Below are 23,949 nucleotides of genomic sequence, written 5' to 3'. Positions count from 1 at the left end.
GCCACGACGAGGGAGTCACATGACCACGACCGAAACCGAAGAACACAGGGCCCTACGATCAGCCGTAGCCGCCCTGGGCAAACGCCACGGCCGAGACTTCGACCGAGAGACCCTCTGGTCAGAGGCAGCCAAACTCGGCTACCTGGGCGTCAACCTCCCCGAGGAGTACGGAGGCGGAGGCGGAGGCATAGCCGAACTCTCCATCGTCCTCGAAGAACTCGGCGCCGCGGGCTGCCCCCTCCTGATGCTTGTCGTCTCCCCGGCGATCTGCGGCACGGTGATCGCCCGCTTCGGCACCGACGCCCAAAAACAACAATGGCTCCCTGGAATAGCCGACGGCACCCGAACAATGGCCTTCGGCATCACCGAGCCAGACGCCGGCTCGAACTCCCACCGCATCACGACCACGGCTCACCGCGACGGAGTCGACTGGCTTCTCACGGGCCGCAAGGTCTTCATCTCCGGCGTGGACATAGCCGACGCGACCCTCATAGTCGGCCGCACCGAAGACTCCCGCACAGGCCGCCTAAAGCCCAGCCTGTTCATCGTCCCGCGCGACGCGGACGGTTTCACACGGCGCCAGATCGACATGGAACTCCAGGCCGCGGAGAAGCAGTTCGAGCTGACCCTCGACGACGTACGACTCCCCGCCGACGCCCTGGTCGGCGACGAGGACGCGGGCCTGCTCCAACTGTTCGCCGGCCTCAACCCCGAGCGCATCATGACGGCCGCCTTCGCGATAGGCATGGGCCGCTACGCCCTCACGAAGGCAGTCGAGTACGCACGGGAACGCACCGTCTGGCAGGCCCCCATCGGCGCCCACCAGGCCATCGCGCACCCCCTCGCCCAGGCACACATCGACCTCGAACTCGCCCGTCTGATGATGCAGAAGGCGGCCCACCTGTACGACGCGGGGGACGACGTCGGCGCAGGTGAGGCCGCCAACATGGCCAAGTACGCGGCAGGGGAGGCGTGTGTGAAGGCGGTCGACCAGGCCGTGCACACCCTCGGCGGCAACGGTCTCACGCGGGAATTCGGCCTCGCCTCATTGATAACAGCCGCGCGCGTGGCTCGTATTGCTCCGGTGAGCCGGGAGATGATTCTCAACTACGTCTCCCATCAGACCTTGGGCCTGCCCAAGTCGTACTGACGGCCGCCCGCAACCCGCACGCGCGCGAGGAGGAACCATGTTCCGCAGCGAGTACGCAGACGTCCCGCCCGTCGAACTCCCCATCCACGAGGCGGTGCTCGGCAGGGCCGCCGAGTTCGGTGACGCCCCCGCGCTGATCGACGGCACGGACGGCACCACACTCACGTACGCACAACTGGACCAGTTCCACCGGCGCGTCGCGGCGGGGCTCGCCGAGGCGGGGCTGCGCAAGGGCGACGTGCTGGCCCTGCACAGCCCGAACACCGTGGCCTTCCCCACCGTGTTCTACGCCGCCACGCGCGCGGGTGCCTCCGTCACGACGGTGCATCCGCTCTCCACCGCCGAGGAGTTCGCCAAGCAGCTGCGCGACTCGGCGGCCCGCTGGATCGTCACCGTCTCCCCGCTGCTGGAGACGGCACGCAGGGCCGCCGAACTCGCGGGCGGCGTAGAGGAGATCTTCGTCTGCGACAGCGCGCCCGGACACCGCTCCCTCATCGACATGCTGGCCTCGACCGCCCCCGAACCACAGGTCGACATCGACCCCGTGACCGACGTGGCGGCCCTGCCGTACTCCTCCGGCACCACCGGCATCCCCAAGGGCGTGATGCTCACGCACCGGCAGATCGCCACCAACCTCGCGCAGCTCGAACCCGCCATCCCGGCCGGCCCCGGCGACCGCATCCTCGCCGTGCTGCCCTTCTTCCACATCTACGGGCTGACCGCCCTCATGAACCTGCCCCTGAAGATGGGCGCCGCAGTCGTCGTGCTGCCCCGCTTCGACCTCGACACGTTCCTCGCGGCCATCCAGAAACACCGCATCACCGGCCTGTTCGTGGCCCCGCCGATCGTCCTGGCCCTCGCCAAGCACCCGGCGGTCGCGCAGTACGACCTGTCGTCCCTGAAGTACATACTCAGCTCCGCCGCCCCCCTGGACGCCCAGCTCGCCGCGGCCTGCTCACAGCGCCTGAACCTGCCGCCGGTCGGCCAGGCGTACGGCATGACGGAACTGTCGCCGGGCACCCACGTCGTCCCCCTGGACGCCATGCGCTCCGCCCCTCCCGGCACCGTCGGCAAGCTCGTCGCCGGCACCGAGATGCGGATCGTCTCCCTCGACGACCCCGGCAAGGACCTCGGCATCGGCGAGGCCGGCGAGATCGTCATCCGGGGCCCGCAGGTGATGAAGGGCTACCTGGGGCACCCCGCCGAGACCGCCGCGATGATCGACGCGGAGGGCTGGCTGAGCACCGGGGACGTCGGCTACGTCGACGGGGACGGCTGGCTGTTCGTCATCGACCGGGTCAAGGAACTCATCAAGTACAAGGGCTTCCAGGTGGCCCCCGCCGAACTGGAGGCTCTCCTGCTCACCCACCCCGGCATCGCGGACGTCGCCGTCATCGGCGCCTACAACGACGACAACAACGAAGTGCCGCACGCGTACGTGGTGCGCCAGCCGTCGGCCACCGACCTCTCCGAAGGAGAGGTGATGATGTACGTCGCCGAGCGCGTCGCCCCCTACAAGCGGGTCCGCGAGGTCACCTTCATCGACGCCGTGCCGCGGGCCGCCTCCGGGAAGATCCTGCGGCGTGAACTCAGGGAACCCAGGGGGCGTTCGTGACGTTGATCGGTCATACGCGCGCGCGGGGTGTCACGACGCTCACCCTGGACTCGCCGGGCAACCGCAACGCGCTGTCGGCGGCGCTGGTCGGCGAGCTGGCGGACGCGCTGACCGAGTGCGGCAAGGACGAGGACGTACGCGCGGTCCTCCTCACCCACACCGGCAACACGTTCTGCGCGGGCGCCGACCTGCGTGAACCACCGCACCCCGACGCGTTCGTCGCACTCCTCCGCCAGATCGTCGACCTGCCCAAGCCGATCGTCGCCCGCGTCACCGGCCACGTACGCGCGGGCGGCCTCGGCCTGCTCGCCGCCTGCGACATCGGCGCGGCGTCGACCGAAGCCACCTTCGCCTTCACAGAGGTACGGATAGGGGTCGCCCCGGCGGTCATCTCCCTGCCCCTGCTGCCCCGCACCGACCCCCGCGCCCTCTCCCGCTACTACCTGACCGGCGAGCGCTTCGACGCCGTCGAGGCGGCCCGTATCGGCCTCCTCACGGCGACGGGCGACGACGTGGACGCCGTACTGGAACCCATCCTCGACGGCCTGCGCCGCTCCTCACCACAGGCCCTGGCCGAGACGAAACAGCTGCTCACGGCTAGGGTGCTGGAAACCTTCGACCGGGACGCGGACGCCCTGACCGCACTCTCGGCCCGCCTGTTCTCCTCCGCACAGGCCCGCGAGGGGATGACGGCCTTCCTCGAACGACGGGATCCCGCATGGGTGGTGTGAGCACGATCGGCGACCGCGCGGAACGCGTCCCCAAACAGGACCGCAGCCGCGCCACCCGCCAGCGGCTCCTCGAAGCCGCCGTGTCCTGCCTGGCCGAACACGGCTGGGCAGGCTCCACGGTCTCCGTCGTCGCAGAACGCGCCGGGGTCTCCCGAGGCGCCGCCCAACACCACTTCCCGACCCGCGAGGACCTCTTCACGGCAGCCGTCGAGTACGTGGCCGAGGAACGCTCCACCGCCCTGCGCGCCCTGTTCCCGGAGGGCACCGCCGACCGCCGCGCGGTGATCGAGGCCCTGGTCGACCTCTACACCGGCCCCCTGTTCCGTGCCGCCCTGCACCTGTGGGTAGCCGCCTCCAACGAGGACCAACTACGCCCCAGGGTGACCGAACTGGAGGCCCGCGTAGGCCGGGAGACCCACCGCATCGCTGTAGACCTCCTGGGCGCGGACGAGACGAGACCGGGCGTAAGAGAGACGGTCCAGGGCCTCCTGGACATGGCAAGGGGCTTGGGCCTGGCCAACCTGCTGACGGACGACAGGGGAAGGCGGGAACGAGTGGTAGCGCAGTGGGCGGCACTCTTGGAAGAAACGCTCAAGTGAGACACCTCAGGGGCGCGGGGAACTGCGCGACCAGCCACAACGGCCCCGCAGTCGCCCACGCTCCTTGAGCACACCCTCAGTGGGCGATATCCGCATACCCCTCGATCGCCTCCGGACCACGCGACCCGGGCCCGATGTACCGCGCAGAAGGCCGCACAAGCCGCCCCGTCCGCTTCTGCTCAAGAATGTGCGCCGACCACCCGGCAGTCCGCGCACACGTGAACATCGACGTGAACATGTGCGCCGGCACCTCCGCGAAGTCCAGCACGATCGCCGCCCAGAACTCGACGTTGGTCGCCAGCACCCGATCAGGCCGCCGAGCATGCAGCTCGGCCAACGCGGCCTTCTCCAACGCCTCGGCGATCTCGAACCGCGGAGCACCAAGCTCACGCGCGGTACGCCGCAGCACGCGCGCGCGTGGATCCTCGGCGCGATACACACGGTGACCGAAGCCCATCAGCCGCTCACCCTTGTCGAGGGCCTGGCGGACGTACGCGTCCGCGTCCCCCGTCCGCTCGATCTCCTCGATCATGCCGAGGACACGGGAGGGCGCGCCGCCGTGCAGCGGCCCGGACATGGCACCGACGGCACCGGAGAGGGCAGCCGCGACATCCGCGCCGGTCGAGGCGATGACCCGCGCGGTGAACGTGGACGCGTTCATGCCGTGCTCGGCGGCAGACGTCCAGTACGCGTCCACGGCCGCGACATGCTTCGGGTCCGGCTCGCCCCGCCAGCGGATCATGAACCGCTCGACGACGGACTGCGCCTTGTCGATCTCGCTCTGCGGCACCATCGGCCGCCCCTGACCGCGCGCCGACTGAGCGACGTACGACAGCGCCATGACGGCGGCGCGGGCGAGGTCGTCGCGGGCCCGCTGCTCGCTGATGTCGAGAAGCGGTTTCAGGCCCCACACGGGGGCGAGCATCGCGAGCGCGGACTGTACGTCCACCCGGATGTCACCGGAGTGGACCGGGATCGGGAACGGCTCGGCGGGCGGCAGTCCGGGGTTGAACGCCCCGTCGACCAGCAGCCCCCAGACATTGCCGAACGAGACGTGACCGACCAGATCCTCGATGTCGACGCCCCGGTACCGCAGCGCGCCGCCCTCCTTGTCCGGTTCGGCGATTTCCGTCTCGAACGCGACGACTCCTTCGAGCCCGGGTACGAAGTCGGACATCAGGCGGCTCCTCATGATGTGTACGGTGAGTGGGGTGTGACGTATGGGGTCTGTGGGGTTGCCGGCTTCCGTCGGCTGTCGTCCGTGGCCCGCCGGGACGGTGCGGGTGCGGGATCACAGCTGTCAGGAAGGATCTCGAAGGGTCTCGGTTCCGGTTCCACGGTCGCTCTCAGGACTCGCGGTCCGAAACGTTCACCCCGGTGATGCCCCGAACGGTCGACGGTCATCCAACTTCATCCCAACCGGAACGGCATCAGCACGATATCCCCGAGTGCCACCCTTGGGGAGAGTGCGCGGCACTGAGTGCCACGCAAATCACGTCGGGTTTGAACCGGACCCACCCGTGCGGGCTCCGGCACGCACGCATTACGGCAAGATGACCAACTTGAATCCTCCCCTCTCGAAGTGGAGGGGATTCCTGGCTCACGTCGGCTGGCGAACCCGCGGTCCGGCAGCTCTTACACGATCAGCACCAGCCGGGTTGAGACCAGCCCGGACGAGCATCACGCGGGCGGAGTTCTTGTCCCTACGCGGTGCAGGCGTAGGTTCGCATCGAGAGAGGCAGTGCGTGCTTGGTTCTCGCTCCGCACTGTGCGCAGTCCATGGTGGTGTGCGCAGGGTGTACGAGGTGGAGTTCACGGCCGTGCTTGCGGGCCATGTGGATGAGGGCCTGTTTGGTCGCGCCGATCGCGGCGTCGGCGGCCTTGCTGGCCATGGCGGACTTGGCGAGGAACTTCGGGCGGAAGTCCTCGACCGCGAGGCGGTCATGGTCGCGGACTACGCGCTTGGCCCACTTGCGGCCGGTGTCCTGCCGCTGCCGGGCGGCCTTCTTGTAGACCTTCGCCCGCAGCTTCTTCGCTTCGCGGTAGCCCTTCGACCCAGCCTGCCCCTTCTTGGGCTTGCGGCGTGCCATCATCCGGTCGTACCGGGTCAGTTTGGCGGTGGCCTTCTTGCCGTGCTGGGCGTGTGGGAGGTCGTGGGCGTCCGAGGTGGTGGTGGCGGTTTCCTTGACGCCCCAGTCGATGCCGATGTCCCGCCCGGTGACGGGCAGGGACTCGGTGGCGGTACCCACGACGAACGAGGCGTACCAGTGGCCGAGGCTGTCGTGGTAGACGCGGACGGAGGACGGCGGCTTGGGCAGATCGCGAGACCACACCACGCTCAACACGATCCCGCCCGCGAGATGCAGGCGCTCCTCCTTGATCCGGAACCCGCGCTGCGTGTAGTTCAGCGTCGGGTCGGCTGCGCGCTTTTTCTTGTGCTTCGGCATCCCGGCCCGCTGCCGTTGCGGCAGCCGGGCCTTGATGTCCTTCAGGGCCTTGGCGCGGGACTTGGTGAAGTCGCGGATGGTCTGCTGCTGCGGGACCGAGCTGCCCTCGCGCAGCCAGGGGTTCGCGGTGCGGGCCTCGGTCAGCATCTTGTCCAGCCGGGCCGGACCGCACTTCTCGTCCTCGGCGTGCGCCTTCTTCGAGCGGGCGCAGCACTCGTTCCAGATCCACCGACACCGCGCCCACTCCGCCTCAAGGGCGGTGAGAGCGGTCGACGACACGCGCAGACGGAAGGTGCACCGGGCGTGCCTGGCATCCTCTGTCTGTCTTTTTGCCGTCTTCATGACGTCAAACATACAGTAACCCGCCGCTCTCGGGCCACTACAGTGGTGGCATGGTTGAAGAGAAGCGCATCACCGTCCGACTTCCCGCCGAACTCCATGAACGCCTCGCCGCACGGGCGAAGCGGGATCACAGGTCGGTCAACGGCGAGATCGTGCACCTCCTGGAGGTCGTCCTCGCTGATCCGTCGACACAGGGCGAATCGACCTGACGGTGATTCGCTCACCTCTGTCCTGCTCCGCCGGAGCCCGATTCTCCCCCGCAAGCGGGAGGTACCCCCACCCCGGCCTGAAGGTCGGGGCATCCTCGGAGGACCCCAGGTGACCGACCTATTCCCCGACGACCCCGCGGCGATGCGGGCGCACTACCGCGCCGAGGGCCTCGACGAATCCGCCCTCACGGCCCACCCCATGGACCAGTTCACGCGCTGGTTCAAGCAGGCGATACAGGCCGCCGCACACGGGGTGGTCTACGAGCCGAACGCGATGGTCGTCTCCACGGCGGACGCCGAGGGCCACCCCAGCTCGCGCACGGTCCTGATGAAGCAGTACGACGAACAGGGCTTCGTCTTCTACACGAACTACGACTCCCGCAAGGCACAGGACCTCGCGGCGAACCCGTACGTCTCCCTGCTCTTCCCCTGGCACCCGATGGCCCGCCAGGTCATCGTCACCGGCACCGCCCGCCGCACCGGCCGCGACGAGACAGCCGCCTACTTCCGCACCCGCCCCCACGGCTCCCAGCTGGGCGCCTGGGCCAGCGCCCAGTCCACGGTGATCTTCTCCCGAGCCGAGCTGGACGCCTCGTACGCCGAACTGAACACCCGCTACCCCGAGGGTGAGCAGGTCCCCGTCCCACCCCACTGGGGCGGCTTCCGCATCGCCCCCCAGACGGTCGAGTTCTGGCAGGGCCGAGAAAACCGCCTCCACGACCGCCTCCGCTACGTCACCGAACCGGACGGCACGTGGAGGGTGGAGCGGCTCAGCCCCTGAGGTCCTCAGTCCATGACGCCCTCAGCCCCTGAGGCTCTCTGATACGCCGGTCAGGTGGCGCCCCGCCTCCAGCGCGGCCGCCACCGCCCCCGGAATGTCCGTCACCGGGAACTGCACGTGCCGCACGACCCGTTCCCGGTCGACGACCAGCACCGCCCGCTTCAGCCGCAGCGCCTGCCCGGCCCGGAAGGTCGGCAGCCGCAGCGCCGCCGAGAACCGCAGGTCCATGTCCGACAGCAGCGGGAAGGGAATCCCCTCAGCCTTCGCGAACTCCCGCTGCTCGTCCGGCCGTTGGGTGCTGACCCCGCGCACGGCGACACCGGCGGCGCCGAAATCGTCGTACGCGTCCCGGAACAGCCGGTTCTCCAGCGTGCACCCGAGCGTGCCGGGGATGTCCGACCAGCCCTCGGGCAGCGGGCTCGGCCGGCCGGTCGCCGGGTAGCAGAACAGGACCGTCGGCCTGTCGGCGACCGGATCCAGGTCCTCCCCGGTGTGTGCGGGCAGGGTCAGCGACGGCAGCGGGGTGCCGGGCAGGGCTGCCATCCGGTGCGCCTCCGCGCTGTCGCCGTCGGCGGACGCGGTCAGCGAGCCGTCGCCGAGCAGCCAGCGGTCGGCCCAGTCCTGCATCGACACCAGTACGGGCAGCAGGGCCCGCCCGGTCGCGGTCAGCCGGTACTCGTGGCGGACGGGGCCGGTCTGGTACGGCACCTTCTCCAGGACCCCGCTGTCCACAAGATGGCCCAGGCGCTCCGCGAGCACCTTGCGGGAGATGCCCAGCTCCTCCTGGAGCTCGTCGAAACGGTGATGCCCACGGGCCGCCTCCCGCACCAGCAGCAGACTCCACCAGTCGCCGATCACGGCCGCCGCCTGCGCGATCGCACACGCCGCGTCCCGCTCGGGTACGGCACGCCCCACGGTGTCCTCCGCTCCTGATTCCTGTCCTGATTCCTGTCCTCATCCCTGGACACCATCTTGCGCCACCAGCTCAGTTCCCGATAGAAACCCTGGTGAGAAGTGAGTTCCCAATAGGAACTCACTCGGATTCGAGGGGGATCGGATGGCCACAGCCACAGCCACAGCCACCGCCTGGCGCACCGGCCTGGCGACCACCCGGCGCACCTGGCACATGACAAGACGCGCCTACCCATGGACGTACGCCGTCGGCACCGTCCTGCCCGCCGCCCTCACCATCGCACTCGGCTACCTCGGCTACCACGCCATCGGCGGCGGCGAGACCGGCGCCGACTTCGAGCAGGGCAGCGGCACCAGCGACTACCTCGCCTACCTCGCGGTCGGGGCGACCGCGTTCCAGTTCACCGTCCGCCTCATCCTCTGGTCCGCGAAGGCCCTCATCACCGAGCAACGTCAAGGCACCCTCGGGGCCCTGCTCATCGCCCCGGCAACCCGGCTGCCGTACCTCCTCGGCTTCACGGCGTTCGCGGTGCTCAGCAGCATCGCCGAGTTCCTGACGCTGGCCGTCGTCATCGGCGCACTGGGCATCTCGATCCCGGTCGCCTCCCCGCTCGGCGCACTCGCGGGCGCCCTCGCCCTGATAGCCGCCGTCTTCGCGATGTCGGTCGGCCTCGGCGGCCTGATGATCGCGGCGGGCGAGGCCCACATCTCCCAGAACACCGTCTTCATCGTCCTGGGCCTGCTCTGCGGCTACACCTTCCCGCGCGACTACCTCCCGGCCCCCGCCCAATGGCTGGCACAAGCCCTCCCCACCACCCCCGCGATGGACGTCCTGCACGGCTCCCTCACCGGCGGCCACACCCTCACCGAACTGGCACCCCGCCTCGCGCTGAGCCTCCTGCTCACCGCCGCATACCTCCTGCTGGGCCTCAAGACACTCCCGCGCGCAGAACGCCGGGCAGTGGAAAGGACGTACTGAACGATGGCGACCGGCACCGGCACCACCAGTACTGGCATCCGAGTCCGCGACCTCCGCAAGGACTTCCCCGTCCGCGAACGCGGCCTCTTCGGCCCGCGCACCGCCAAGACGGCCGTGGACGGCCTCGACCTCGACATCCCCGCCGGCCGCATCACCGGTCTCCTCGGCCTCAACGGCGCCGGAAAGACGACCACGATCAAGATCCTCGCGACCCTGCTGCGCCCCACATCGGGCACGGTCACCGTGGACGGCCTGGACACGGTCACGGAAGCCCGCACCGTACGCCGCCGCATCAACCTCATCGCCGGCGGCGAACGCATGGTCTACACCCGCATGACCGGCCGCGAGAACCTCTGGTACTTCGGCCAGCTCTACGACGTCCCCAAGCGGGAGTTGGGCAGCAGGATGGACGAACTCCTGGCACTGGTCGGCCTGTCGGAGGCGGCGGACACCATGGTCGAGCGCTACTCGCGCGGCATGACACAACGCCTGGCGATCGCCCGCGGCCTGATCAACAACCCCGCCTACCTGCTCCTCGACGAACCGACCCTCGGCCTGGACGCCCCGATAGCCCGCGACCTGCGCCGCGTGGTGGCCCGCCTGGCCGAAGAGGGCACCGGAGTCCTCCTCACGTCCCACTACCTGGCCGAGGTCGAGGAACTCTGCGGCCACGTCTACGTCATCGCCGACGGCCGCCACCTGGCCGCAGGCAGCCCCGCCGAACTGAAGACGGCGACCGGCACCCACGGCACGGTCCGCGTGACGGTCCCGAACCCGAGCGAGGCGATCGCCCAGGTGGCGACCCGCTTCGGCGCGACGCGCACACCGGCGGCCGACGGAGGAGAGGTAATCGTCCTGCGCCACCCGGACGACATCGCGGGCCCACTGGCCGCCGCCATCGTCGAGGCGGGCGGCTCGATCAGCGCCCTGGAGATCACGGAGGCGAGCCTGGAGGACGCGATCCTGGCACTGACGGACAGGACGACGGCAGAGGCGGTCCCGGCGGTATGACCAACGCGACGATGCGCGTACTGCTGGCCGAGGGCCTGAAACAACACCGCCGCCTGTTCGGCCAACCCCTGGTCGTCTTCTCGATGCTGGTCTGGCCCATCCTCCAACTGGCCACGACCTACTACACCCTCCGCCCGGTGGCCACGGCCTCCCAGGCGGCGGCACACTGGCCCCTCGCCGCGGACCCCCACCGCCTCCTGGCCTTCCTGGCCACCGGCACCCTGGCCTACGCCTTCTTCTTCTCCCTCGTCCAGTCGGCCTGGCACCTGTCCTTCGAACGCGCCACGGGCACCCTGGAACTGCTCTTCCTGTCTCCCGCGAACCGCCTGACCCTGATGATCGCGAACGGCATCGGCGCGCTCACGCAGAACGCCTGGCTCCTGACGTGCTTCACGACGGCCGGCCTGCTGGGCTTCGGCACGCTGTCGGTCGCGTCCTGGTGGATGTACGGAGTGGTCCTGCTGTCCCTGCTGATCCCGGCGGTGGCCTGGGGCGCCTTCCTGAACAGCCTGCTCGTCTTCTCAAGGGACTCGGCATTCCTGTACACGATCCTGGACGAACCCCTGTGGTTCGTGAGCGGAGTCCGCCTGCCCCACTTCGCCCTGCCGGTGGCGGTCCAGGTGGTGGGCGCGGCGTTCCCGCTGACGGGCAGCCTGATCGCCGTACGGGGTGCACTGCTGGAGGCCCGCACGCTGACCGAACTGGCCCCGACGCTTGCCTGGTTGGGGCTGCTGAGCGCCGCGCTCCTCGGGGCGGCGGCCCTGATCCTCCGCCTCGGCGAGGCGTGGGCCCAGCGGACGGGAAAACTGAGCCTGGCGTAGCCGCCGTACACGCAGACGACCCGCGAGCTCGGGTCCCTCCGCCTGACGGCGGGGAAGCCGGCCGGACGTACCGGCGAGCTCGCGGGTCGGGTGACTGCGTGGATTTTCGGCCGGCTGCGTGCTTCTCACACACGCTGGTCCGGCACCGCACTGAATGTGGTGACGGGCCGCTAGCCCGCAGCCACCTCTTCCGTCCGGTTTGCATACATTTGCCGAACCACCTCCTCTCCGAAGTGATAGTCACACTAAGAACCTGCAAGCCGCGGATCAACCGGTTTTTCGAGATGTTGACGGCCCCGGTTCCGGCCGGAAGGTGTAGCCGTATCCGTCGCCCCGTTGCAGTAGGCGCAGATTCCGGTGGAAGACGTCGATCCGCCCCTTCGGCGTTGTAAGGCTGTGGCGTCCGGTGGCGCGAACCGAGACGCGGCCCGTCCACGTGCCCACCCACTTACCGGCAGGCACGATGGCACGTACGAGATCGCCGCTGGCGTATCCAAAGTGACGCTTGACGCGAGCCCGCCGCAGGCGCGGGAATCCGAATCGGTCCGGAGTGGTGCGTGCGTACGAGCCGCGTCCGGTGGCCTTGACGACGAGCACTCGCTCCGGCAGCCGCACGATCGCGTCGCCGCTCTCGTGGTCCAGACGTCCGACACACAACGCGTCCACCGTATGCGTCTTGTCCAGTCCCATGGCATTGCGGTTCCACTTTGTACGCGCGCCCGACCAGGGGTGCACTGGTCTGCCGAGAGTCCCCAGCGCCTTCATGAGTTGCCAGCGGGTCGCGTTCATCGCGGTAGCGTCGTTGAGCGGGGTCCTGGCTTGGCGGAGGATCTTCGTGAGGCGGGCAGGGTCGTGGGCGAGAAAGACCTCGACGGGCCTGTTGTCCTTGGCCTTGTTGCAGGGGACGCAGGCTAGGACGAGGTTGGAAATCCGGTCCGAGCCCCCTCGGCTGGAGGGTCTGAGGTGCTCGATGTTCAGAGGAACGCTCGTGGCGTCGCAGTAGGCGCAGGCGCCATTCCACTTGGCGTGCAGGTAGGCGCGGGCTTCGATCCCGGCCAGAGTTCCTCGCTGGTACTCCAACCCGCTGAGGGGCCTGCCCGCGCTCATGGAGTGGACGTCGAAGGCAATGTGCTCCACGTGGATTTCGGTGACCGGTGCGTAGTGGCAGATGCGAGCTGTCAACGAGTAGGTGGTACCGACACGGTGGCGCAGGGAGGGCGGTAGCCATCCTGCTGGACGGGTCCGGTTGTTCGGACGGGGTGCTCGGTAGCGGTGGTTGGCGGAACGACGCCTGTGCCGGTACCCCGCGCGCTGTCGCATGCACAGGCGGATCTGGTCACCGCGATGCTGAAGCTCGACCGAGACCAACCCGCGCCTGACGGTGATCACAACTCCTTGCCCGTCGACTTCCTTCTTCTCGTCGGTGACGGCGAGGCCTGTCTCTTTGGACCCGGGGTCGATCCGTAGTTGTACGCCGTCGACTTCTGACTCGGCGAGCGTGCGGTCCTTCAGCCGGATGGCGAAGGGCACCTGCCGGGCGACAACCGCCCTCCCCTTGCCCAGGAGTTCGCGGGCGCGGGCGGGGTGACAGGGCATGAGAGGTCGCCCGTCCTTGGAGAGGACGAAGACTCTGCTTGCGCTGATACCACCCGAGTACGACTGATCGTGCGTAGGAGCGTCACCGCTCCCGTTCTCTGCCGCCTCCGCTGCCATGGCAACGTTCTTGGCGTGACGCCGACGGGCTCCGGTGCCGTGCCTGTCGATCTCCCCTCGCCCATGTTCCCTGTCGGTGCCCCGCGCTGTGGCGGGGTGTCCGTGAGTCGTTTCGTCCCTGCTCCCAGGGGTGTCTGCTCCCACGGATTCCAGAGCAGGCTGCTGAGGAAGCACAGCCTGGTGGGTCTGCTCGCCTACAGGAAACGTAGTCATCTAGGGCACCTCCTTGATTCTCAGATCGCGATGACTCGGGCTGGTCAGCCGACAACCTTGCGGTCGGGGAGCGACTGACCTCGCGCGTCCGGGTACCGAAGACGCTAGCGATCAAGCTGCGAGCGGAGGACCGGATCCACCTATGACGCTCATCCGTGCGAAGAATCCCAAAAACTCGAATGTGTAGCCGATCTTGCTGTTAAAGGCGTCCCTCAGCCATCGGAGAGAAAGAGCCCGGCCAGCCGCGGCAGCCTCCGCCGCATCTCGCCCGCATCGTCGAAGTCGAAGTCCTCCCCCATGTCGGTCCCGGGACCGCGGTCCGGGCGGTCGGCCTCGTACCGCTTCCAGGCCGCGTAGAAGTCGTCCCGGTCGCCGGTGAGGTGCTCGTAGGCTTCGGCGGCGCAGTAGTTGACCTCCTCGTAGAAGAGCGCACGGTCCTCGAAGTCGGAGGCTGCGGCGATGACCTCGGGGTGGTCGGCGAGGCTGTCGGGGGCGGCCACGGCACGCTCGTACCAGGTGCGTCCTTGGGCGATCAGGCCGGCGCGGAAGTCCATGAAGCTGTCGTCGGAGCAGCCGCCTCCTATGAGGTAGGCGGCGGCCCAGACGTCCCAGCGGTAGAGGGCGTCGTGGAGGGCGTCGAAGTTCCTGGTATTCCAGGATGTCGTGCTTGGGGCGGTGGGTCAGAAGGGCCACGAGCGCCTGGTCCAAGGGGTGGTCGGGTGTTGTGTTCGAGCGTGCTGTCTCGATGAGTTTCCAGAACTCGTCCGTCTTCATGGCTGGGTACCTTGCCAGCGGGGTCTGACAACGCCCGGTGCGAGCATGTGCCCATGCGTGCGCTGACCGAGTTGACCGATGCCGAGGATCCTGCCTGGCCGGTGCTGATGGAGGAGGTGGCGTCGGCCTCTGTGCCGGTGCGGGTGCTGGCGGCTGATGAGGAGCGGGGGAGGGCGGCTCTGTTGCAGATGCAGGTGACTTCCCGGTCGTTTCTCGGGGCTGTGGCCTTGTGCAGTGGTGGGTTGCTGGTCGATGACGGGTGGCTTCGGGTGTACGGGAGTCCGAGGGCGGACGACCCGGTGGGGATGCCTGGGCTGGCGCAGGTCAACAGATTTCCGGTGGGCTTCGACGCGGCGTGGGCACCGGAGGGCGGGCTCGTCGTGGCGCACGACGTTCTCGGGGGTGTCTTCGTGCTCAACGGCGGTGACTGCGCTGCCGTCGGGCGGCCCGGTGAGCCCGGCGAGATGGTCTACCTCGCTCCGGACTCGTTGCGGTGGGAGCCGCTGGAGGCGGGGTATGCGGCTTGGTTGCCGTGGGTTCTGGGCGGCGGGATCGGGGGGTTCTACGACGGACTGCGGTGGCGTGGCTGCCGGGACGAGGTGGGGGACCTGTCGGGGAATCAAGGGTTGTCGATTGTCCCGTTCCTGTGGTCCCGTGAGGCTCGGGAGGACCTGGCGGGAACCAGTCGTCGGCCTGTGGCCATGGCTGAACTGCTGGGGTTGAACGCGGAGTTCTGCTCGCGGTTCGACGGGGTGGGGCCTGGGTTTCTCGGGGTTGTATAGCCGAGTGGGGATTTCCCTCATGGACGGCCCCGTGCTGATCATTTAGCGTTCCGCGCATGGCGGATAAGCGTGCGGGGCGGTGGGCGATTCTGAGTGGGTCGACCTTTGAGGAGCAGATCGGGTACGCGCGTGCTGTGGTCGACGGGGACTGGGTGCATGTGTCGGGGACGACCGGGTTCGACTACGCGGCGATGACGATCTCGGATGACGTCGTGGAGCAGGCCGAGCAGTGTCTGCGTAATGTCGGGGCCGCGCTGGCGGAGGCGGGGTGTTCGTTCGCCGATGTCGTGCGGGTGCGGTATCTGCTGCCCGCGCGGGAGGACTTCGAGCCGTGCTGGCCGGTGCTGCGGCGGGTGTTCCGGGAGGTGCGGCCGGCGGCGACGATGATGGTGTGCGGGCTCTCGGATCCTCGTATGAAGTTCGAGATCGAGGTCTATGCGAGGCGGCCGGGGGATGCCTGATCTCCCCGATCTTTCCGATCTTCCCTTGGGGTTTCGGGTGGCGCCGGTGGACGGTGCCGCCATGCTCGGTGAGTGGCGGCATGTGCACAACGTGATCGTGCCGCCTGCTGCCATGTCCCTCGATGCCGTGCGGGAGCGGAGCGGGCGGTACCGGCTGGAGAACGCCTATGTCGGGGACGTACTCGTTGGGCGCTCGACCGTTCGGCCTCCCGAGGGGGGACGAGGCCGTGGCGACCCTTATCGCGCGCGTGCTGCTGCCGATGAGGACGGGCTGCGGTTCGCGCTCGCGCGTGGGTTTGTCGAGGTCGAGCGGTATGTGTTGCCGGGGGAGAGCGACCTGTGGATCGACCTGAGGCTCGGGCAGGCGTGAGTTTCCGGCGTACAACGATTCCCCCAATCTTGCGGGAACCCGGTGTGTGCTGCGTCACGTTCGAGTTGAATGATTGTTAGTGAGCGAATCGACGCGCCGTTACTGCGGACGCAGCCTGCAGGGGGTCCAGGTGAGTGCTTCCCGGCGTAGTGGGACCACCGACGAGCTGGGGCCGGACGAGCCCGAGCCCGAGCGGGTCGGTCCGGAGGGCCCTGGTGGGTCCGATCTGCTTGCCGCGCTGCTGGATGGCATGGACGCGGCGCTGTGCGCGTTCGACGCCGACGGGGTCGTCACTCACTGGAACCGGGAGGCCGAGCGGATTCTCGGCTGGACCGCCGCCGAGGCCGTCGGGCGGCACGGGTTCGCCGGGTGGGCCGTGCGCAGTGCCGACGCCGAGGAGATCGAGGGGCGGCTGCTGTCCGCCATGCAGGCGCCCGGGCGGCAGGTGCACGAGTTCGCGTTGCTGACCAAGGACGGCGGGCGGGTGCTCGTACGGACGCAGTCGGCTGCCGTGCGCGGGCCCGACGGGAAGCCCGCCGGGCTGTACTGCGCCTTCAGCGAGGTGCACGCGCAGATCGATCTGGAGCGGTCGATCGCGCTGAGCGAGGCGTTGTTCGAGGACGCGAGCTGGGGTGTCGTGCTGGTCGACGCGGATCTGCGGCCGGCCGTCGTCAACGCGCATGCGGCCCGGTCGCTGGGCATCGGCCGTACGTCCGTCCTGGGGCGGCCGCTCGGCGAGCTGCTCGCCCAGGGTGTCGAGGAGCTGGAGAGCGCGCTCACGCATGTCCTCGCCGAGGGCGCCCCGCCCGCGCCCGCCGAGATCTGGGTGAGTGTGCGCACTCCGGAGGGCGAGCAGCGGCGCTGCTGGCGCAGTGGGTTCCTGCGGCTGGCCTCGCCGCTCGCGGAGGAGCCGGTTCCGCTGGGCGTCGGCTGGCTGTTCCAGGACATCACCGAGTCCAAGCAGGGCGAGCAGGAGGCGGCTCTGCTGCGCTTCCGCACCAACCAGCTGCACCGGGCCGCGCGGGCCGCCGCCGAGTGCGAGGACCCGCGGGAGGCTGCCACGGTCCACCTGGACTTCTCGCTCGCCGGCTTCGCCGACCACGCCCTCGTCGACCGGGTGGCGGGCGCGCCGGTGGCCGACGGCGAGCTGTCGGTGCCGGTGCGTCTGGTACGGGTCGCCGCCACGCCCTCCGGAGCGCCCGGGCCGAGCCTGCTGACCGGGCAGGCCGGGCTGCCCGTGCGGTACGGCACCGGGCATCCCGCCCTGCAGTGCGTGGAGCGGGCCGGATCCGTGCGCGCGAGCGTGGGCACCGTACCGGCAGAGCAGGCCCGCGAATGGGCCCTGGCGCGGCGGTGGCCGACGGACACGGTGCACGCGCTGTGCGCGGTGCTGCGCAGCCGGGGGCGGACGCTGGGTGTCGTGACGTTCCTACGGGGGTCCGGGCGCAGCCAGTTCGAGCGGTCCGACGCGGTCTACGCCGAGGACGTGGCCGTACGGATCGCGGCGGCCCTGGATCTGGCGGCGGAGGAGAGGGAGCGGTAGCGAGCCTGTCGCCTCAGCGGCGGTAGAAGATCCGGTCCGCGTACTTCTCGAACACGCGGCTGTTCCACTCGTGGCCGCCGTCGACGTTCCCGGAGCGCAGCAGCGGGGGCTCGATGCCGCGGTCCGCCAGCACGCCGGCCGCCGTGGCCATGACGGCCTGGAGGAGGGCCGCGGTGACGACCGTGGAGGCGGGGGCGAAGGGGGCCGGGATGGTGTCGAGGGTGAGTTCCGCGTCGCCGATCGGGATCTTCGAGTCGAGGACGATGTCGCAGTGGTCCTTCAGGTACGTCCCCGAGGCGTGCCGTGACGTCGTCTCCGAGGCGTACGCCACCGAGGTCACGCCGATGACCTTCACTCCGAGCGCGCGGGCGTGCTGGGCCATCTCCACCGGGAGCGCGTTGCGGCCGGAGAGCGAGATGATCACGAGGGCGTCGCCCGCGCGGAGCGTGGACGTGTCGAGGACGGCGGTCGCGAGGCCGTCGACGCGCTCCAGGGCGGAGCCGAGGGTGGCCGGCATGACGTCGACGCCGACCGCGCCGGGCACGGCGAGCAGGTTCATCAGGGCGAGGCCGCCGGCGCGGTAGACGATGTCCTGGGCGGCGAGCGAGGAGTGCCCGGCGCCGAAGGCGAACAAGCGCCCGCCGGCGGCGACGGTGTCGGCGAGGAGCGTGCCGGCCGCGGTGATGGGCTCGGCTCCCTCGTCGCGGACCTGCTGGAGCAGGTCGATCGCGGCGTCGAAGAACTGCCCGGCCAGCTTGCCGTCGCTCATGCGGGTCCCTCCCGGTGTGGGTGTGCCGCGGATCACGGTGCGGTCTGGACCAGTGCGGTGTCAATACGGTGGTGCCATTACGGCCATGAGGGCGGCGGAGATGTACTTCCACCCCCGGTTCCGTATGACTACGCGCGTCACTTCGGTCCGCGTACGTCCACGTAACCCCCTGGTTTCAACGGCGCGGCACGGTTGTCAGTGGGATGCGTCAGAATTGAGGCCAGGGCCAGCGCACGCGCCGCGGAGCCGCCGAGCTTCGGGCAGAGGTAATCGAGGGGCACGTATGTCCGGACTGATCGACACCACGGAGATGTATCTCCGCACCATCCTCGAGCTGGAAGAGGAAGGTGTGGTCCCCATGCGCGCCCGAATCGCCGAGCGGCTCGACCAGAGCGGGCCCACGGTCAGCCAGACGGTGGCGCGCATGGAGCGCGACGGTCTGGTGGCCGTGGCCAGCGACCGCCACCTGGAGCTCACCGACGAGGGCCGCCGGCTGGCGACCCGTGTGATGCGCAAGCACCGCCTCGCGGAGTGTCTGCTCGTCGACGTGATCGGCCTGGAGTGGGAGCAGGTGCACGCGGAGGCGTGTCGTTGGGAGCACGTGATGAGCGAGGCGGTGGAGCGGCGCGTGCTTGAGCTGCTGCGCCACCCCACCGAGTCGCCGTACGGCAACCCGATCCCGGGCCTGGAGGAGCTGGGCGAGAAGGACGGCGCCGACCCCTTCCTCGACGAGGGCATGGTGTCGCTGGCCGAGCTCGACCCGGGGATCGACGGCAAGACGGTCGTCGTGCGCCGGATCGGCGAGCCGATCCAGACGGACGCGCAGCTGATGTACACGCTGCGCCGGGCGGGCGTGCAGCCCGGCTCGGTGGTGAGCGTGACGGAGTCCGCGGGCGGGGTGCTGGTGGGCAGCGGCGGTGAGGCGGCCGAGCTGGAGTCGGAGATCGCCTCGCATGTGTTCGTGGCGAAGCGCTGATCGTCGTAGCACCGTCGCGGCACCGTCGTAGCGAGGCATTGCCCCGCGCCTTACAGGGAGTTGTCAACTCCTGTGGCGGGTGGGGCAGTTGTGGCGTTCCGGCGATCTCGTCGAATCGAAGATTCACTGCACCGAATCGCAGCGCTCGGACGCTTCGCGTGCGAGGCTGTCGCGTGAGGCATATGACCTGAGGGGGCGGGAGGATGTGCCGCAGTCGTCTGGAGGGCCCCGGCGCCGTGAGGCGCCGGGGCCTGTCCTCCCCTGCGCTGACCCGGAGCCCCGAGCTCCCAGGGTCATTCCCCTCGGACCGTTTTCCCCGAGCGGTCCGCCTCCCGCAGAAGATCTCCCCCCGGTGGCGGCGATCATTCCTTGAGCGAGGTCACTCGAATGAGGGGTGTTGAGCGTAGACACAGCTTTTTCGAATGAGTTTTCGATAATCTCAGGGCATCATCGAGGCATCATCAGGTGATCGATCATCAGGTCATCGATCACCAGGGCAACGAACGGGACAGCGGTACGACGGCAGGCAGGACGCGGTTCTCAGGACCGGCGGCTCGAAGCGGGAGCGAGCGGTCCGAGCGGAGCTAGGGGGGTGCCAGGACCTATGGCGCGACGCATCGACGTGACCGGGGCGGGGGGCGTACGCCTTGCCGCCTGGGAGTTCGGCGACCCTCCCAAGACCGACCCGGCGCACCCCGGGCCCGACCAGGAGCCCGGCGTGCTCTTACTGCACGGCCTCATGGGCCGCGCCTCCCACTGGGCGTCCGCCGCCCGCTGGCTCTCCGAGCGCCACCGTGCCGTCGCCCTCGACCAGCGCGGCCACGGCCAGAGCGACAAGCCGCCCGAGGGGGCGTTCACCCGCGAGGCCTACGTGGAGGACGCCGAGGCCGCCCTCGAACAGCTGGGTCTGGGCCCGGCCGTCCTCATCGGCCACGCGATGGGCGCGCTGACCGCCTGGCAGCTCGCCGCCAAACGCCCCGACCTGGTGCGCGCCCTGATCATCTGCGACATGCGGGCCTCCGCACTCGGCGCGGCCTCGCAGCGCGAGTGGGCGGACTGGTTCAAGGCCTGGCCCGTCCCCTTCGCCACCCTCGCCGACGTACGCAAGTGGTTCGGCGAGGACGACCCCTGGGTGGAGCGCCCGATTCCGTCGCGTGGCGAGTTCTACGCCGAGGTGATGCACGAGTCCCCCGACGGCTGGCGCCCCGTCTTCGAACCCCAGCAGATGCTCAAGTCCCGCGAGACATGGGTGTACGACGCGCACTGGGAGGAACTCGCCCAGGTCCAGTGCCCCGCACTCGTCGTCCGCGGCCTCGACGGCGAGCTGGGCCGGGCGGAGGCCCAGGAGATGGTCCGCGTCCTGCCCCGCGGCGAGTACGCGGAGGTGTCCGGCGCCGGCCACCTCGTCCACTACGACCAGCCGGAGGCCTGGCGAACGGCCATCGAGCCGTTCCTGGACGGCGTCCTCGCCAGCTGAGCCCCGTAGGGACCTCAGCCCTTGCTGACCGCCGCCAGGATCTCCGGCAGCCGCTGTGCCGTCCGGGGCGCCGCCAGCTTCAGCCCGAGCAGGGTGATCGCCGCCCCGTACGCCGTGCCGATCGGCAGCAGCAACCAGGTCCAGTCGTCGCCGTCCGCGCTCACGTTCAGCCAGATCGTCAGGGCGATGACGGGGGCGCAGAGCAGCGCGGCGCCGACCATGCCGCCGAAGATCGCGATCCAGGCGAGGCCGGCCTGCCCGGGGGCCACGTTCTTGTAGCCCTCCTGCGGGATGGAGTACGGGAAGCGGGCCGACGCCCACGCGCCGGTCGCCAGCATCGCGCCGAGCAGCGCGAAGGACACCCCGAGCACCTCGGGCAGCTTGGGCCAGTCGCCGAGCATGGCGGTCGTCAGGACGGTCACCAGCGTCGCGTACGGCAGGGTGATCAGCAGCAACGCGAGGGCACGGCCGCGCAGTTCGACGTAGGCGTCACGGGAGGACGAGATCGTCATGGCGACCATCCAGAACGCGGACGTGTCCTGCCCGAACTGGTTGTACATCTGTACGCCGAGCATGCCGGCGGCGAAGCATGCGAAGTAGATCGAGCCGGTGCCCTGGAGCGCGTTGAACAGCGGCACGATCAGGCCGATGGCCAGGGACGTCACCCAGGCGGCCTTGGTCTTGGGGTCGCGCCAGATGTAGCGCAGGCTGCGTTCCATGACCGTGCCGGTGCGGCCGGACGGCAGCAGCCGGGACAGGCCCGTCGAGGTCCGCTCACGCGCGGCCGGTTCGGCGGCCTGGAGTGTGGAGCCGTCGGGCGCGGTCATCAGCCGGGTCAGATGCCGCGACCACATCCTCAGCAGCCCCACCAAGGCGGCGACGCTCAGGGCGAGTTGGAGCAGCGCGATCCCGTACGATCCCTCGCTCACCGAGTCCACGGCACCGATCGCCGAAGCGGGCGGCACCCACTTCAACGCATCGGCCGGACCGTCGAGTTGGGCGAGCCCGGAGGAACCCAGCCGCTGCGCCCCGAAGTTGACGAGCTGCGCCCCGATCGCGATCACCAGCCCGCTCAGCACCGCCAGATCACGGCCCTTGCGGCTGGTCAGCAACCGGATGTTGGCGGCGGCGACGGCCCGCGAGAGGGCCACGCACACCAGCAGCGCCAGGACGACGGCGACGACACCGGTGACGTAGGCCGCCCCGCCGTGCGCCACCGAGATCACCGAGCCGACGAACAGGCTGAGCGTGAACAGTGGCCCGATGCCGACCAGCGAGGCCGCGAGCAGGGCGCGCACCAGCGGGCGGGGGCGCAGCGGGAGCATGACCAGGCGCGTCGTATCGAGGGTCTCGTCGCCGCCCGGGAAGAACAGCGGCATCACGGCCCAGCCCAGCGCCATCACCGCCACCAGCAACACGACCACGGACGCGCCATGCGCGTGCCCGCGCAACGCGATCAGCCCGAGCAGCTGCAGAAAGCCGACGAGCAGCGTGAGGACGGCCGACGCGACATACGCGGCCCGCCGTCCGCCGGACTGCCGCAGCCCGTTGCGCAGCAACGACAACTTCAGCCGTACGACGACGGGGGTGATCGACGCCGTGCCCGTACCGGCGCTCACCGGGCCCCGCCGCCCAGCCAGTCGAGGTCGCTGCCGTGGTCCCGGCCGTTCGCGCCGACGAGTTCGAGGAACGCCTGCTGGAGGGAGGGGGCGTCGCCGCGCACCTCGGCGAGCGTGCCGTGCGCGCGGATGCGCCCGGCGGCCATCACCGCGACCCAGTCGCACAGCGACTCGACCAGCTCCATCACATGGGAGGAGAAGACGACGGTGGCCCCGGAGGCGGTGTAGCGCTCCAGGACCCCGCGGATGATCTGCGCCGACACGGGATCGACACCCTCGAACGGCTCGTCCAGGAAGAGGACTTCGGGATTGTGGAGGAGGGCGGCCGCGAGCCCGATCTTCTTGCGCATACCGGTCGAGTAGTCGACGACGAGCTTGTGCTGGGCCCCGGCCAGATCGAGCACATCGAGCAGTTGCGCGGCCCGCTTGTCGACCTCACCCCCGGGCAACCCCCGCAACCGCCCCGAGTAGCCCAGCAGTTCCCGCCCGGAGAGCCGCTCGAAGAGCCGCAGCCCTTCGGGCAGAACCCCGATCCGAGCCTTCACTTCGACGGGGTCCCGCCAAACGTCCCGCCCGACGACCTCAACGGTCCCATGATCGGGCCGCAGCAGCCCGGTGACCATGGAGAGGGTAGTGGTCTTGCCGGCGCCGTTCGGCCCGACCAGCCCGATGAACTTCCCTGCGGGCAACTCCAGATCGATCCCGGCAACGGCGACTTGCTGCCCAAACCGCTTCCAGAGCCCGTGAACGCGAACAGCGGCAGACGTCATGCCCGAACCCTACGTTCAGGAGACGCACCTAAGGGCGCGGGGAACTGCGCGACCAGCCACGAACAACCGTCAGTCGCCGAACTACCGATCGCGCCCACACGCATAGGCGAGCGGCGAGATCAACTCCTCCGCATCCGGCAACCACCGATTGGCAGGCGTAGGCCGACAAGCCCACTGCACAGCCCCCCGAGACCCGAACCGAGTAGGCGGCGCAGCCACATAAGCCCCCTCACCCAGCGCGACCAGATCAAGCGAGGACGGCGCCCACCCCATCTTCCGCACCAACTCCGGCACCTTCACAGAAGCCCCCGGCAACACAAAGAACTGCATCCGACGATCAGGCGTCAACGTCACAGGCCCAAGCGTCAACTCCATCCGCTCCATACGGGCCAGAGCGAGAAACCCCGCAGTCTCCGGGACGGACACCGCGTCGAACGTACGCCCAGTAGGCAGCAAGATCGACGAAGCCGGCTGCCTCTGCCACATCCGCCGAGCGACGGTCGCACTGCCGGTCGCCTGCGTCGCCCAGTCCTCCCGCGCCGGATGCGCGCCGGGCAGGGCGCACGCGGCGTCACTACACGAGCAGTGCTGCACCCCGTCGACGGCTTCCAGCCAGGTGCCCGGGAACACGTCCCAGTGGCGCTCCTCGGCATAGCGAACGGCGGTCTCCAGCAGCGATTCCCCGCGCTGCTTCGGAATCTGGGCGGCTTCGGTGCTCGCGATCGTGTCTTCCACGCTCAACTCAACTCCCCCGCCCACCTGGAGTTACGGGGGTAGCGCGCGCGGGGGAGGAGCATCGATTCCGCATATGGGGCGCATGGATGCATGTGTGGGGGCGCGCAGGAGGATCTGCGGTGGTTGCTGGGTAATCACTCGTGGGGTCGG

At 69.5% G+C, this 23,949-nt stretch carries 22 protein-coding genes and 2 pseudogenes; 15 read left to right on the top strand and 9 right to left on the bottom strand.

What is annotated here, in order from left to right; translation table 11 throughout:
- The first annotated feature begins 19 nt into the window (after positions 1 to 19).
- From AC5DRG_RS23515 to AC5DRG_RS23500, 4 genes are read left to right on the top strand one after another with little or no spacing between them, the layout of a single operon-like run.
- Positions 20 to 1,150, top strand: a complete 1,131-nt coding sequence (locus tag AC5DRG_RS23515; RefSeq protein WP_491812594.1) for an acyl-CoA dehydrogenase family protein — start codon at positions 20 to 22, stop codon at positions 1,148 to 1,150.
- 37 nt (positions 1,151 to 1,187) lie between these two features.
- On the top strand, positions 1,188 to 2,765 hold the full coding sequence (locus tag AC5DRG_RS23510) for a 4-coumarate--CoA ligase family protein (protein ID WP_491812593.1): 1,578 nt from the start codon (positions 1,188 to 1,190) through the stop codon (positions 2,763 to 2,765).
- Positions 2,762 to 3,496, top strand: a complete 735-nt coding sequence (locus AC5DRG_RS23505; RefSeq protein WP_491812592.1) for an enoyl-CoA hydratase family protein — start codon at positions 2,762 to 2,764, stop codon at positions 3,494 to 3,496. Before AC5DRG_RS23510 ends, AC5DRG_RS23505 begins: the two co-directional genes overlap by 4 nt.
- Complete coding sequence (locus tag AC5DRG_RS23500; protein ID WP_491812591.1) at positions 3,484 to 4,095, top strand: TetR/AcrR family transcriptional regulator; 612 nt, start codon at positions 3,484 to 3,486, stop codon at positions 4,093 to 4,095. The genes AC5DRG_RS23505 and AC5DRG_RS23500 overlap by 13 nt, the downstream gene beginning before the upstream one ends.
- 76 nt (positions 4,096 to 4,171) lie before the next feature.
- On the opposite strand, the gene AC5DRG_RS23495 is transcribed toward AC5DRG_RS23500, so the two are convergent.
- On the bottom strand, positions 4,172 to 5,272 hold the full coding sequence (locus tag AC5DRG_RS23495; RefSeq protein WP_491812590.1) for a citrate synthase 2: 1,101 nt from the start codon (positions 5,270 to 5,272) through the stop codon (positions 4,172 to 4,174).
- Positions 5,273 to 5,682: 410 nt separating this feature from the next.
- A pseudogene (locus AC5DRG_RS23490) lies at positions 5,683 to 6,884 on the bottom strand (RNA-guided endonuclease InsQ/TnpB family protein); the annotation flags it as partial.
- A 50-nt stretch (positions 6,885 to 6,934) separates the two neighbouring features.
- On the opposite strand from AC5DRG_RS23490, the gene AC5DRG_RS23485 reads away from it, so the two are divergent.
- Complete coding sequence (locus tag AC5DRG_RS23485; RefSeq protein WP_491812589.1) at positions 6,935 to 7,093, top strand: Arc family DNA-binding protein; 159 nt, start codon at positions 6,935 to 6,937, stop codon at positions 7,091 to 7,093.
- A 142-nt stretch (positions 7,094 to 7,235) separates the two neighbouring features.
- Positions 7,236 to 7,874, top strand: coding sequence for a pyridoxamine 5'-phosphate oxidase (gene pdxH / locus AC5DRG_RS23480; RefSeq protein WP_491813126.1), 639 nt, complete (start codon positions 7,236 to 7,238; stop codon positions 7,872 to 7,874).
- Positions 7,875 to 7,895: 21 nt separating this feature from the next.
- Here the strand turns inward: pdxH and AC5DRG_RS23475 are convergent, their stop codons facing one another.
- Positions 7,896 to 8,789, bottom strand: coding sequence for a winged helix-turn-helix transcriptional regulator (locus AC5DRG_RS23475; protein WP_491812588.1), 894 nt, complete (start codon positions 8,787 to 8,789; stop codon positions 7,896 to 7,898).
- 142 nt (positions 8,790 to 8,931) lie between these two features.
- Between AC5DRG_RS23475 and AC5DRG_RS23470 the strand changes: the two genes are divergently transcribed.
- The 3 genes from AC5DRG_RS23470 to AC5DRG_RS23460 are packed head-to-tail and all read left to right on the top strand — an operon-like array spanning position 8,932 to position 11,597.
- Positions 8,932 to 9,765 carry an ABC transporter permease gene (locus tag AC5DRG_RS23470; protein WP_491812587.1) on the top strand — a complete coding sequence of 278 codons (834 nt, stop codon included), beginning with the start codon at positions 8,932 to 8,934 and terminating at the stop codon, positions 9,763 to 9,765.
- A 3-nt stretch (positions 9,766 to 9,768) separates the two neighbouring features.
- Entirely contained in the window at positions 9,769 to 10,776 is a 1,008-nt protein-coding gene (locus AC5DRG_RS23465; RefSeq protein WP_491812586.1) for an ABC transporter ATP-binding protein, read from the top strand.
- Positions 10,773 to 11,597 carry an ABC transporter permease gene (locus AC5DRG_RS23460; protein WP_491812585.1) on the top strand — a complete coding sequence of 275 codons (825 nt, stop codon included), beginning with the start codon at positions 10,773 to 10,775 and terminating at the stop codon, positions 11,595 to 11,597. The genes AC5DRG_RS23465 and AC5DRG_RS23460 overlap by 4 nt, the downstream gene beginning before the upstream one ends.
- Positions 11,598 to 11,864: 267 nt before the next feature.
- On the opposite strand, the gene iscB is transcribed toward AC5DRG_RS23460, so the two are convergent.
- Together iscB and AC5DRG_RS23450 are read right to left on the bottom strand one after the other, a co-directional pair.
- A complete protein-coding gene (gene iscB / locus AC5DRG_RS23455) occupies positions 11,865 to 13,310 on the bottom strand; it encodes an RNA-guided endonuclease IscB (protein ID WP_491812584.1) in 1,446 nt (481 codons plus the stop codon).
- A gap of 425 nt (positions 13,311 to 13,735) precedes the next feature.
- Positions 13,736 to 14,110, bottom strand: a pseudogene (locus AC5DRG_RS23450) (DUF4240 domain-containing protein); the annotation flags it as partial.
- A 240-nt stretch (positions 14,111 to 14,350) separates the two neighbouring features.
- Here AC5DRG_RS23450 and AC5DRG_RS23445 point away from each other — a divergent pair.
- The 4 genes from AC5DRG_RS23445 (at position 14,351) to AC5DRG_RS23430 (ending at position 17,453) form a co-directional block, all read left to right on the top strand.
- Positions 14,351 to 15,079, top strand: coding sequence for a DUF2625 family protein (locus tag AC5DRG_RS23445; RefSeq protein WP_491812583.1), 729 nt, complete (start codon positions 14,351 to 14,353; stop codon positions 15,077 to 15,079).
- Positions 15,080 to 15,135: 56 nt separating this feature from the next.
- Positions 15,136 to 15,540 (top strand): RidA family protein, encoded by a 405-nt coding sequence (locus AC5DRG_RS23440; protein ID WP_491812582.1) that lies wholly within the window; start codon positions 15,136 to 15,138, stop codon positions 15,538 to 15,540.
- A complete protein-coding gene (locus AC5DRG_RS23435; RefSeq protein WP_491812581.1) occupies positions 15,533 to 15,910 on the top strand; it encodes a GNAT family N-acetyltransferase in 378 nt (125 codons plus the stop codon). The genes AC5DRG_RS23440 and AC5DRG_RS23435 overlap by 8 nt, the downstream gene beginning before the upstream one ends.
- A 130-nt stretch (positions 15,911 to 16,040) precedes the next feature.
- Positions 16,041 to 17,453, top strand: a complete 1,413-nt coding sequence (locus tag AC5DRG_RS23430; RefSeq protein ID WP_491812580.1) for a PAS domain-containing protein — start codon at positions 16,041 to 16,043, stop codon at positions 17,451 to 17,453.
- 13 nt (positions 17,454 to 17,466) lie between these two features.
- Here AC5DRG_RS23430 and AC5DRG_RS23425 read toward each other — a convergent pair whose 3' ends face one another.
- Positions 17,467 to 18,222, bottom strand: a complete 756-nt coding sequence (locus AC5DRG_RS23425) for an SIS domain-containing protein (RefSeq protein ID WP_491812579.1) — start codon at positions 18,220 to 18,222, stop codon at positions 17,467 to 17,469.
- 283 nt (positions 18,223 to 18,505) lie between these two features.
- Between AC5DRG_RS23425 and AC5DRG_RS23420 the strand changes: the two genes are divergently transcribed.
- Both AC5DRG_RS23420 and AC5DRG_RS23415 read left to right on the top strand, forming a co-directional pair.
- Positions 18,506 to 19,198 (top strand): iron-dependent transcriptional repressor DtxR, encoded by a 693-nt coding sequence (locus AC5DRG_RS23420; RefSeq protein WP_491812578.1) that lies wholly within the window; start codon positions 18,506 to 18,508, stop codon positions 19,196 to 19,198.
- 604 nt (positions 19,199 to 19,802) lie between these two features.
- Positions 19,803 to 20,675 (top strand): alpha/beta fold hydrolase, encoded by an 873-nt coding sequence (locus tag AC5DRG_RS23415; protein WP_491812577.1) that lies wholly within the window; start codon positions 19,803 to 19,805, stop codon positions 20,673 to 20,675.
- A 14-nt stretch (positions 20,676 to 20,689) separates the two neighbouring features.
- Here the strand turns inward: AC5DRG_RS23415 and AC5DRG_RS23410 are convergent, their stop codons facing one another.
- The 3 genes from AC5DRG_RS23410 to AC5DRG_RS23400 all read right to left on the bottom strand — a co-directional run bounded on the left by AC5DRG_RS23410 (position 20,690) and on the right by AC5DRG_RS23400 (position 23,799).
- A complete protein-coding gene (locus AC5DRG_RS23410; RefSeq protein ID WP_491812576.1) occupies positions 20,690 to 22,294 on the bottom strand; it encodes a transporter in 1,605 nt (534 codons plus the stop codon).
- Positions 22,291 to 23,064 carry an ABC transporter ATP-binding protein gene (locus AC5DRG_RS23405; RefSeq protein WP_491812575.1) on the bottom strand — a complete coding sequence of 258 codons (774 nt, stop codon included), beginning with the start codon at positions 23,062 to 23,064 and terminating at the stop codon, positions 22,291 to 22,293. Before AC5DRG_RS23405 ends, AC5DRG_RS23410 begins: the two co-directional genes overlap by 4 nt.
- A gap of 81 nt (positions 23,065 to 23,145) precedes the next feature.
- Positions 23,146 to 23,799, bottom strand: coding sequence for a bifunctional DNA primase/polymerase (locus AC5DRG_RS23400; protein WP_491812574.1), 654 nt, complete (start codon positions 23,797 to 23,799; stop codon positions 23,146 to 23,148).
- Between the last annotated feature and the right edge of the window lie 150 nt (positions 23,800 to 23,949).

Source organism: Streptomyces sp. JLBG701, assembly GCF_058544905.1.
Note: the sequence above shows the minus strand (reverse complement) of the source record. Positions and strands in the feature narration are given on the sequence as shown.